The sequence below is a fragment of the Pseudarthrobacter chlorophenolicus A6 genome (genome assembly GCF_000022025.1).
GTDB classification, from domain to species: domain Bacteria; phylum Actinomycetota; class Actinomycetes; order Actinomycetales; family Micrococcaceae; genus Arthrobacter; species Arthrobacter chlorophenolicus.
Map to the genome: position 1 here is coordinate 4,283,098 of NC_011886.1, position 10,508 is coordinate 4,293,605.

At 68.9% G+C, this 10,508-nt stretch carries 11 protein-coding genes; 1 reads left to right on the forward strand and 10 read right to left on the reverse strand.

The window, feature by feature from the left end; translation table 11 throughout:
* Positions 1–42 precede the first annotated feature (42 nt).
* Together ACHL_RS19255 and ACHL_RS19260 are read right to left on the reverse strand one after the other, a co-directional pair.
* Positions 43–786, reverse strand: coding sequence for an IclR family transcriptional regulator (locus tag ACHL_RS19255; RefSeq protein WP_015938985.1), 744 nt, complete (start codon positions 784–786; stop codon positions 43–45).
* 94 nt (positions 787–880) lie between these two features.
* Positions 881–1,957, reverse strand: a complete 1,077-nt coding sequence (locus ACHL_RS19260; protein ID WP_043794911.1) for an FUSC family protein — start codon at positions 1,955–1,957, stop codon at positions 881–883.
* A 165-nt stretch (positions 1,958–2,122) separates the two neighbouring features.
* Between ACHL_RS19260 and ACHL_RS19265 the strand changes: the two genes are divergently transcribed.
* Positions 2,123–2,962, forward strand: coding sequence for an ACT domain-containing protein (locus ACHL_RS19265; RefSeq protein WP_043794256.1), 840 nt, complete (start codon positions 2,123–2,125; stop codon positions 2,960–2,962).
* An 11-nt stretch (positions 2,963–2,973) separates the two neighbouring features.
* Here ACHL_RS19265 and ACHL_RS19270 read toward each other — a convergent pair whose 3' ends face one another.
* The 8 genes from ACHL_RS19270 to ACHL_RS19305 all read right to left on the reverse strand — a co-directional run bounded on the left by ACHL_RS19270 (position 2,974) and on the right by ACHL_RS19305 (position 10,500).
* On the reverse strand, positions 2,974–3,894 hold the full coding sequence (locus tag ACHL_RS19270; protein ID WP_015938988.1) for a diacylglycerol/lipid kinase family protein: 921 nt from the start codon (positions 3,892–3,894) through the stop codon (positions 2,974–2,976).
* A gap of 81 nt (positions 3,895–3,975) precedes the next feature.
* Positions 3,976–5,349, reverse strand: a complete 1,374-nt coding sequence (locus tag ACHL_RS19275; RefSeq protein ID WP_015938989.1) for an NAD(P)(+) transhydrogenase (Re/Si-specific) subunit beta — start codon at positions 5,347–5,349, stop codon at positions 3,976–3,978.
* Positions 5,346–5,693: an NAD(P) transhydrogenase subunit alpha gene (locus ACHL_RS19280; RefSeq protein WP_015938990.1), complete on the reverse strand. Its 348-nt coding sequence runs from the start codon at positions 5,691–5,693 to the stop codon at positions 5,346–5,348. Before ACHL_RS19280 ends, ACHL_RS19275 begins: the two co-directional genes overlap by 4 nt.
* On the reverse strand, positions 5,693–6,862 hold the full coding sequence (locus ACHL_RS19285) for a Re/Si-specific NAD(P)(+) transhydrogenase subunit alpha (RefSeq protein ID WP_043794912.1): 1,170 nt from the start codon (positions 6,860–6,862) through the stop codon (positions 5,693–5,695). Before ACHL_RS19285 ends, ACHL_RS19280 begins: the two co-directional genes overlap by 1 nt.
* A 176-nt stretch (positions 6,863–7,038) precedes the next feature.
* A complete protein-coding gene (locus tag ACHL_RS19290; RefSeq protein ID WP_015938992.1) occupies positions 7,039–7,848 on the reverse strand; it encodes an IclR family transcriptional regulator domain-containing protein in 810 nt (269 codons plus the stop codon).
* 44 nt (positions 7,849–7,892) lie between these two features.
* A complete protein-coding gene (locus tag ACHL_RS19295) occupies positions 7,893–8,576 on the reverse strand; it encodes a 3-oxoacid CoA-transferase subunit B (protein ID WP_015938993.1) in 684 nt (227 codons plus the stop codon).
* 1 nt (position 8,577) lies between these two features.
* Positions 8,578–9,279, reverse strand: coding sequence for a 3-oxoacid CoA-transferase subunit A (locus ACHL_RS19300; protein WP_015938994.1), 702 nt, complete (start codon positions 9,277–9,279; stop codon positions 8,578–8,580).
* A gap of 3 nt (positions 9,280–9,282) precedes the next feature.
* Positions 9,283–10,500: a thiolase family protein gene (locus ACHL_RS19305; protein WP_015938995.1), complete on the reverse strand. Its 1,218-nt coding sequence runs from the start codon at positions 10,498–10,500 to the stop codon at positions 9,283–9,285.
* Positions 10,501–10,508: the final 8 nt, after the last annotated feature.

Consider the following 10,508-nt stretch of genomic DNA (forward strand, 5'->3'; position numbering starts at 1 on the left):
CCACCCACAGTGACCGGCGTTACAGGGATTCCGTTGAATGGTTCATGAATCCGCAAGGCGGCGGGCGATGCCGCGCGCGGCGGTCTGCAGCGCGGGCACCAGCGCCTGCAGCCGCATCTCCTGGAGCGGAACCACGACGCCGAGCGAGGCCACGGCGCGCTGGCGGCGGTTGAGGACCGGCACGGCGATGCCCCAGGTGTCCGGATCCACCACGCCCTTCAGCTGAGCGAAACCCTGGTGGGCAGCGTCGGCCAGCAGCGTCCGGACATCGCCACTGGTAAGCCTTCCGTCAGGATCGGAGAACTGGGCAAGGTAGCTGGCCTGCAGCGCCTTCTCCCGGTGCGCCATCAGCGCCAGCCCGGCGGACGAGATGTGGATGGGCATCCTGCCGGCCACCTGCGCCCGGTTGGTCGCCGATCCGCGCCGCGACAACCGCTCCACAAACAGCACCTCCCAGCCATCCAGCACCGCCAGGTTCACGTTCTGGTTCAGGACGTGCTGGATGTCCTCCATGAACGGCATGGCCGCCTGCCGCAGTGCCAAGGCCGGGGAGGCGCGGTTTACCAGCTCCCAAAGCCGGAGGCCCGGCCGGACCATGCCGCCGGGCTCGGTCTCAAGCAGCCCGTGGCCGGCCAGCTGGCCAACCAGCCGGTGCGTGGTGGTCAGCGGCAGCCCGGCCCGGGCGGCCAGGTCCGAAAGCTGCAGGGCGCCCACGTCCTGCGGGAAGGCGGAGATCAGCCGGACTATCCGGTCCACCACCGAATCGCCCGACTTCGAGTTCGCCACCGCCACACCTTCCGTTGAATGGGAAGTACAGCGTACCGCGGCAGGGCCCCGGGAGGACCGAAACCGCGGAAGGCCAGCCGGGGCTGGGAGGCGGTCAGGCCGGCGTCGTACCCTGTCCTGGGCCCGGCCTCAAACGGCGCCACGCCGCGGGAGCCAGCACCACGGCAATACCCACGGCGGCACCGATGACGGTTTCGATGATGCGGTCGCGCAGCAGCGCGGACGGCGAGGCGGGGACCACCAGGAGGGTGGAGATGAGGGCCAGGGGCGTCACGAAGACCTGCGCCAGCAGGTACTGGCGGATGATGAACATCTCAGCACCGAACTGGCAGAGGGCCATCACCAGCACGGTCTGCCACGGCTCCAGGCCCAGCAGCAGGACCGCCGCCAGGACCAGCAGGCCAAGGACGGTGCCGATGATTCGCTGGACGCCGCGCCGGATCCGGTGCCGGGTGGTGTGGCCCACCAAGGGCACCACCGCGGCCACCATGGCCCAGTAGTTGTGCCCGAATCCCAGCTGCTGCCCGGCCCAGGTGGCCAGCGATCCCGCCAGCCCCGCAGCCACCAGGTAGCCAAGCCCTTCAAGCCAGGCGGCGCGCTTCTCTGCCGGCGTGCGCCGGATACGGGGAGGCCAGGTCCAAGGGGTGCGGTGGCTGGGCAGGATCCGCGACGAAAAGCCGATCAGCAGGCACAGCACGGTGGTGAGCACCGCAACCAGCATGCCCTGCCACAGCGGCGGCTGGTTGGGGATGGAGGCGATGGCCGCGAAGGCAAAGATGTGGAAAAGGGAGCCGCCCGGCCGCAGCCGCAGCCAGGAGATGGCCACGGAACAGCCGCCCGCCACCAGGGTGGTGGCCAGCACCAAGAGCCAGGTGGTGGCGGTGCTTTCCAGCCCCCAGGCCGTTTCAATCCTCGCGGACAGGGCTGCCAGGAGCATCACCAGCAGCATCAGGAGTCCGGCACGCAACTGCAGGGCGAAGCGGGCGGCGTGTGGTTCGCCGCGGCCGTAGATTCCGGTGAAGGCACCGAAGGACGCGAAGATGGCAAGGTCCAGCCGGCCCAGGAGCACCAGGGTGATCAGCGGGACGAACACGCCGGTGGCGCAGCGGAGGGCGGGGTGGTGGTCCTTGTTGCCGGGACCAATGCTGAACATCTCAGCAAGCAACTTCACGTGGGCGGCGCCTTCCTGCGGTAACCGGTTGTCCTGATGGGCGGCCGGCCGCACTGACGTTCCCGGTAAATCCTATGGCGGAAGTCCCTGAACCCGCCCATTAAATTCCCTTGAATGGAATCGGCAGGCAACGCGGCAGAAACAGCGTGCACGAAAGCTTGGGTCATGAAGCACGCACCGCGGGCCACACCCGCTGCCGAATTGAGCTGCGAAGTCTGCGGAATGATGCCCGAGCCGCCCAAGGCCCGCCTCACCGCCGCCAACGTGGCGGTGATGCTGCCCATCGAGCTGCTGGTCCACGCCTTGGTGGTGGAAACCCACCTGCCCTATGTGGCGAAGGTGCTGGTGCTCACGCTAACCGCCACCGTGCTGGTGATCTGGGTGGCCGAACCGTCCGCTGCCCGGATGCTGCGCGGCTGGCTGCACGCTCCGGCGCTGCGCCACCGCCGCAAGCTGGGAGCCGCGCCGGCACTGTGGCGGGCGCGCACGGTCCTGCGGGACGAGCCCGGGTCGCTGGAGAAGATCACCGGCACCCTGGCCCGGAACGGCATTAACATCCTGGGCATCCACGTCCATCCGGTCCCGGGCGGCGTGCTGGATGAATTTGTCCTGTCCGCTCCCGGGACCATGGGTGAGCGGGAGCTGCTGGCGGCATTGCACGACGGCGGCGGCAGCCGTGCGCACGTGTGGCCCACCACCGCGCTGGCCATGGCGGACGGCCAGACCCGGGCGCTCAGCCTGGCGGCGCGGATCGCCGACGCCCCCGACGAACTGCCCCTCGCCATAGCCGAGCTGCTCGGCGCACGGATCGTGCCGTCGTCGGGCGTTCCCGTGAGGATGCCCGACGACGGGACCCACCTCAAGGTCCCCACGGCATGGCACGGGCCCCTCGTCTTTGCCCGGCCGGGCGAGCCTTTCACCCCGGCGGAATCGGCGCGTGCCCACCGGCTGGCAGAACTCGCGGAGATCCTGGCGCACAAGACCGCCGCTGCCAGCCACAACTAGGTAGTTGGGGGTTACATCCGGAGGGTGAGGGCGCCCGGCTCCATGGTCATCAGGACGTGCTTGCCTTCACCCTCATGGTCGCCGTCCAGCTGGTAGTTGTCCGCGTGTTCGAGGGTGATTTCCACGGCCTTGCCCTGGAAGTACTCCACGGCGGTGTCCCGGTTCCGGCCCTTGCCGATGATGCCTGCCATTACGGAGAGCCATCCCAGCTTGCCGTGGTGCGGGGCCAGCACGGCAATGTCCAGCAGCCCGTCGTCCACCTTGGCATCAGGGAAGATCTCCAGGCCACCCTGGACTTTTCCGCAGTTGCCCACCATCACGCTGCGGACGCCGCGGTGCACCACGGTCTCGCCATCGATCACCACGGTGGCCTTGACCGGCTTGCCGGGCAGGTTGCGGATACCGGCGTCCACATAAGCCAGCCAGCCCACTTTGTCCTTCAGGTCCTCGTTGGTGTCCGCCATGATGGTGGCGTCGTAGCCCACGCCGGCCATCACCAGGAAGATCTGTTCCTTGTCCGGATCGTTGCGCTTGGCGCGGACTACGTCGATCTTGCGTTCGGTGCCGTTCAGGGCCGCCGCCATGGCGCCGTCGTAATCCGTGACGTCCATGCCGAGGTTGCGGGCCAGCAGGTTCCCGGTTCCCAGCGGAAGAAGCCCCATGGGCACGTCCCCGCCCGCCAGGACCTCGGCCACGCACCGGACGGTGCCGTCTCCCCCTGCGGCGATCACGATGTCCGCCCCCTGCGCCAGGGCTTCCTTCGCCTGGCCCACACCGGGGTCCTCCTTGGTGGTTTCCAGCCAGATGGCCTCGCCCCAGCCGTTTTCCACGCAGTGCCTGGCCACCAGGCCGCGCACGTCGAACTCCACCGGCTTGGCCGGATTGACGATGATGGCGGCGCGCTTGGGGGAAGTGGAGCTGTTGGCAGTCATGGCGTCCTTCAGTGGCGGAATGGAAAGCAAGCTTCTGAGAGAAGAGTAACCTGCCCGCCGCCGCGTTCCGGCCAAGTCCGGCTAGAGGGCCTTGACCGCCCCCAGCACCTGGGCGAGCGAATCCTTGGCATCCCCGAAAAGCAGGGAGGTCTGCGGCTCGTACAGCAGTTCGTTTTCGATCCCGGCGAAGCCAGGGCGCATGGAGCGTTTGAGGAACACCACCTGGCGCGCGGCGGAAACTTCCAGGATGGGCATGCCGTAAATCGGTGAGCCGGAGGACGTCTTCGCCGCAGGGTTCACAACGTCGTTGGCACCCACCACCAGGGCCACATCCGCGGTCTTGAACTCAGGATTGATTTCCACCATTTCCTTGAGCGACTCGTAGGGCACGTTGGCCTCGGCCAGGAGCACGTTCATGTGCCCGGGCATCCGGCCCGCCACGGGGTGGATGGCAAAGTCCACCTCTATCCCCCGGGCTTCCAGCGCCTGCGCCAGTTCCGCCGCCGTGTGCTGCCCCTGCGCCACCGCCAGGCCGTAGCCGGGGACGATGATCACCCGCTGCGCGTACCGCAGCAGCACCGCCACGTCCTCAGGCGTGGATGAGCGCACCGGGCGGTCGCTCACGGCGGTGGATCCCGCCGTCGAACCTCCCCGGAACGCGCCGAACATGATCCCCGCGACGCTGCGGCCCATCGCCGCCGCCATGGCGCGGGTCAGTATGGTGCCGGACGCCCCCACCAGGGTGCCGGCCACCACCAGCAGCACGTTGCCCAGCACAAGGCCGGACGCCGCGACGGCCAGGCCGGTAAAGGCGTTCAGCAGCGAAATCACAATGGGCACGTCCGCGCCGCCCACGGGCAGCACCAGCAGGACGCCGGCCGCGAGGCCCAGGACCAGCAGGAGCACCGCGAACGCGGTGGATCCGGTGATGACGACGGCGGCCGCGGCCGCCACGGACGCCAGCAGTACCGCGGCCATCACCGCGGGCAGGCCCGGAAACAGCACCGGCCGGGTGGTCATCAGTTCCTGCAGCTTGGCGAACGTCACCCCGGAACCGGCGAAGGAGACCGCACCCACCAGGAGGGTGAACACGATGGCCAGCCGCACCCAGGGTCCGTCCGCGTGGGGGAGCTCGAGGAGCGCCACCAGCGCCGCCGCGCCACCGCCCACACCGTTGAACAGGGCCACCAGCTGGGGCATCTGTGTCATCTTCACGCGCCGCGCCACCGGCGCCGCCACCGCGGAACCCACGGCGATGGCGCCCAGGATCCAGGGGATGTTGTCGAGCCGGGCGGAGAGGAAGACGGTGACGACGGCGATCAGTGCACCGAGGGCGCCGATCAGGTTGCCGCGGCGTGCGGTCCGCGGGGAGCTGAGCCCGCGCAGGGCGAGGATGAAGAAGACCGCGGCGGCCAGGTACAGCAGGGCGGTCCAGGCGGGGTCGAGGATGCTCATTTTCCGTCCGCCTTCTGCGCGGTACCGGGCTGGGCGCCGGGCTGCGCGGGGCCCGTGCGGGCAGTGTCCTTCCTGGCATGGAACATGTGCAGCATCCGGTCCGTCACCACGAAGCCGCCCACCAGGTTGGCCGTGGCCAGCACGACGGCGAGCAGCGCCACCGCGAGGACCCACGGGTCCGCTGCCTGGCCGGCCACGATGATGGCGCCCACCAGGATGATGCCGTGAATGGCGTTGGCACCGGACATCAGCGGCGTGTGCAGGGTGCTGGAAACCTTGGACACCACCTCGAACCCCACGAAGACGGCCAGGACCGTGATGGTCAGCAGGCTCATTCCGTCCATCAGAGCGCCCCTTCCTGCCGTGCGCGGGCTGTTTCGCTGAGCAGGTCCGCGGTGGGCCCGTGCCGCACTTCGCCGTCGTGGGTGAAGCAGGCCCCCGCCACCACCTCGTCCTCGAAGTCCAGGACGAGTCCGCCGTCCCGGAGCATCAGCGCCAGCAGGTTGGCCACGTTCTTGGCATAGAGGCGGGAGGCGTCGGACGCCATGGCGGAGGCCGGGTCCTTCAGTCCCACCAGGGTCACATGGCCGGCACCGTCGGCGGTGGGCACGGCGATGTCCTCGCCGGGGACCACTCCTTCGACGTTCCCGCCCGACTCCGCGGCAAGGTCGACGACGACCGAACCGGCACGCATGCCCTGCACCATGTCCCGGGTCACCAGGAGCGGCGCCCGCCTGCCCGGCACGGCCGCCGTCGTAATCAGGACGTCCGACTGCGCGACGTGCGGCGCGAGCAGCTGCCGCTGCCGGGTGCCGGCGTCGGAACTGAGCTGGCGGGCGTAGCCGCCGGCCGCTTCGGCGGTTTCCAGGTCCAGGCGGATGAAGGTGCCGCCCATGGAAGCGACCTCGTCCGCGGACGCGGGCCGGATGTCATTGGCGGCCACCCGCGCGCCAAGCCGTTTGGCCGTTCCGATCGCCTGCAGCCCGGCAACGCCGGCGCCGAGGACCAGGACGCGGGCGGGCGGAACCGTGCCGGCGGCGGTCATATAGAGAGGGAAGAACCTGGGCAGCCGGATGGCGGCTTCCAGCACGCAGCGGTACCCGGCCACCAGGGCCTGGGAGCTGAGCGCGTCCATGGACTGGGCACGGGAAATGCGCGGCACGAGCTCCAGGGCGAACGACGTGGCGCCGGCCGCGGTGAGCGCCTGCACGGTGGGCAGCTCGGACGCCGGCGACGCGAGCCCCACGGTGACCGCTCCCCTTTTCAGTGCGGCGGCGGTGTGCGGGTCCAGGGGACGGACGTGCGCCAGGATGTCCACGGCGCTGATATCCAGTTGGGGAACGACGACGGCGCCGGCCTCCGTGTAGTCGCGGTCCGGGTGCCCTGAGGCGTCGCCCGCGCCCGCCTCGATCAGGACCTTTAGGCCCGTTCCGGCCAGCTGTTTCACTGTGTCCGGGGTGGCGGCCACGCGCCGTTCGCCCTCCCGGCGCTCCCGCGGAATGCCCAGTTTCACCCGCACGCTCCCTTCCTGCCGCTTCCGGCAGTCTTGCGGCAGCCGCTCTGCTGCGCACAGTTGGGTTGAGTCTAGAGCGCACGCTGCTGCTGCGGGAGTGGTGTGGCGGGCTTCGAGGGCAAAGAGTTACCTTCGCGGCAGGCCGCCCTCTTTTAGGGTGTTCCGCGGCCGGCGGGTCAGCCGCGGGCGGTGAGGTCCACGGAGATGAGCTTGGCGGTGGCCGAGATCTCCTGCGCCACCGAGGCCAGGTAGGCATCCGGGTCCTCCCGGGCTGCCACCGCCTGGGCCTGCAGCGACACGTTGACCGCAGCCACCACCTTGGCTCCGTCAAACACCGGTGCCGCCACTGACATCAGGCCCGGTTCCAGTTCCTGGTCCAGCAGGCACCAGCCCTGCGCCCGGACGGTTGCCAGCACCGCCAGCAGTTCCGGGGCCGTCCCAAGCGCCCGGGGCGTGAGCGGCCTGATCTCCGCTGTGGCGAGGTATTCCTTGAGGGCCGGGGCCGGCAGGTTGGCCAGGAGGACCCGACCCATGGACGTGGCGTAGGCAGGGAACCGGGTACCCACGGTAATGCCGACGGTCATGATCCGGCGCGTGGTCACCCGGGCGATGTAGGCGATGTCCGCACCGTCCAGTACGGCGGCCGACGTCGACTCCCCCAGTTTCAGGGACAGCTCTTCAAGGTGCGGCTGGGCCAGCTGCGGCAGGGACAGTCCGGAGAGGTAGGCGTACCCGAGCTGGAGGACCTTGGCCGTCAGGGCAAACGTCTTTCCGTCCGTCCGGACGTATCCCAGTTCCACCAGGGTGTGCAGGAACCGGCGCGCTGTGGCCCGGGTCAGGCCGGTCTGGCCCGCCACCTCGCTGAGCGTCATGACGGGACGTTCGGCGTCGAAGGCGCGGATCACGGCGAGCCCGCGCGCCAGCGACTGGACGAACTGGTCGCTGGCCTGCGGTGGCTGGGTGTCCGTGCGGACGGCGTCGGTCATGGTTACCAATCCTAGGGGTGGCGGCGGGTCGGGTTTCGACGTGCTCAACCACCGATTACGGATGCGGCCTTAAGCGGGACGGGGACCAGTTCCTGGAGTTCCTCCAGGGTGGTGCCGAAGGTTTCGCGGACGGTGACGCCGTCGGGGCCGGTGAGGAAGACGGCTTTGTCGGTGTAGACGCGGGTGACGCAGCCGACCCCGGTGAGCGGGTAGGTGCAGGACTCCACGATCTTGGACGCGCCTTCGCGGGTCAGGAGGGTCATCATGACGAAGACGTCCTTGGCGCCGGTGGCGAGGTCCATGGCGCCGCCGACGGCGGGGATCGCCCCGGGTGCGCCGGTGTGCCAGTTGGCGAGGTCCCCGGTGGCGGAGACCTGGAAGGCGCCCAGGACGCAGATGTCCAGGTGGCCGCCGCGCATGATCGCGAAGGAGTCTGCGTGGTGGAAGTAGGACGCACCCGGGAGTTCGGTGACGGGGATCTTGCCCGCGTTGATGAGGTCCTCATCAATCTCCCCGCCCGTGGCTTCGGGGCCCATGCCGAGCATCCCGTTCTCGGTGTGGAGCGTGATGTTCTGTTCATCGGTAAGGTAGTTGGACACCAGGGTGGGCTGGCCGATGCCAAGGTTCACGAACGAGCCCGGGGCGATGTCGCGGGCCACGAGCCGGGCGAGGTCATCGCGGCCCAAGGCGGTTTCGGAGGTCTTGATGCTGGTTTCGGTGAGGCTCATGTCAGGCCGCCTTCCCTTCCTTGGTTGAGGTGCCGGCGCCGCTGCCGGTCACCTTCACGATGCTGTTGACGTAAATGCCCGGGGTCACAATGTTCTCCGGGTCCAGGGCGCCGGTGGGGACGATCTCGGAGACCTGCACGATGGTGTGCTTCGCGGCCGCGGCCATGATCGGGCCGAAGTTCCGGGCGGTCTTGCGATACACCAGGTTGCCCTTCCCGTCCGCCTTCAGGGCCTTGACCAGGGCGACGTCGGCGTGGATCGGTGTTTCGAAGACCTGCCCGCGGCCATCGATGATCCGGGTTTCCTTGCCCTCGGCCAGCATGGTGCCGTACCCGGTGGGGGTGAAGAACCCGCCGATCCCGGCCCCCGCGGCCCGGATCCGCTCAGCCAGGTTGCCCTGCGGCACCAGCTCGAGTTCGATCTGCCCGGCCTTGTACTTGGCGTCGAAGTGCCAGGAATCGGACTGCCGCGGGAACGAGCAGATCATTTTCTTGACCCGGCCTTCCTTGATCAACAAAGCGAGTCCCTGGTCGCCCTGTCCGGCGTTGTTGTTCACCACGGTCAGGTCCGTGGCGCCGCACTCGAGCAGGGCATCGATCAGTTCGAACGGCTGCCCGGCGTTGCCGAAGCCGCCAATCATCACGGTGGAGCCGTCCTTGATACCGGCCACGGCCTCCTGTACCGAATCAACAAAGTTCAGCATGGCTTATGCCCTTCCGTTTGAAGCAGTCACGTTTTCGAGGACAACGGCAAGGCCCTGGCCCACGCCGATGCAGATCGCGGCAACACCCCAGCGCTCACCCGAGGCCTGCAGAGACCGGGCCAGGGTGCCCAGGATACGGGTACCGGACGCGCCGAGCGGGTGGCCCATCGCGATAGCCCCGCCGTGCCGGTTCACCATCGACGGGTCGATGTCCCAGGCGTTGATGCAGGCCAGGGACTGCGCGGCGAACGCTTCGTTAAGTTCGACGGCGCCCACCTGGTCCCAGCCGATGCCCGCCTTCGCGAGGGCCTTGTTCGCCGCCTCCACCGGGGCGTAGCCAAAGAACTGCGGATCATTGCCGTGCGCGCCACGTCCGGCGATACGGGCCAGCGGATCCAGCCCCAGCAGCCCGGCGGCGGCTTCGCTGCCGATCCAGGCCGCGGAGGCGCCGTCGGACAATGGAGACGCGTTACCGGCCGTGACCGTGCCGCCCTCGGGACCTGAACCCTCTGCCCGGAACACGGTCTTAAGGCCGGCAAGCTTCTCAGCCGTTGACCCGGAGCGGATGCCCTCATCCCGGACCAAATTCGTGCCCGGCACCGGGGCGACGAGGGTGTCGTAGAAGCCCTCGTCCCAGGCGGCGGCCGACAGGTTGTGCGAAGCGGCGGCGAACTCGTCCTGCGCCTCCCGGCTCACACCGTACTTCTCGCGGAGCCGCTCGGTGGCCTCGCCCAAAGAAATCGTCCATTCCTTCGGCATGGCCTTGTTCACCAGGCGCCAGCCCAGGGTGGTGGAGGCCAGGGTCATGTCCCCGGCCGGGTAGGGCTTCTCCGTCTTGGGCAAAACCCACGGGGCACGGGACATTGATTCCGCGCCGCCCACCAGCATCAAATCCGCGTCACCGGCGTTGATCTGCCGGGAGGCTATGATCGCCGCGTCCAGGGACGAGCCGCAGAGCCGGTTCACCGTGGTCCCGGGGATCGATACCGGGAGCCCGGCCAGCAGCGTGCCCATCCGGGCGATGTTGCGGTTTTCCTCGCCGGCGCCGTTGGCGTTGCCGAACACCACCTCGTCGATCCGCTCGACATCAAGCGAAGGCGCCCGCTTTACGGATTCCTTGATCACGTGCGCGGCCAAATCATCCGGACGGACCGCAGCGAGGCCGGAGCCGAACTTGCCGAAAGGGGTGCGCACGGCGTCGTACACAAAAGCCTGATTCATGGTTCCTC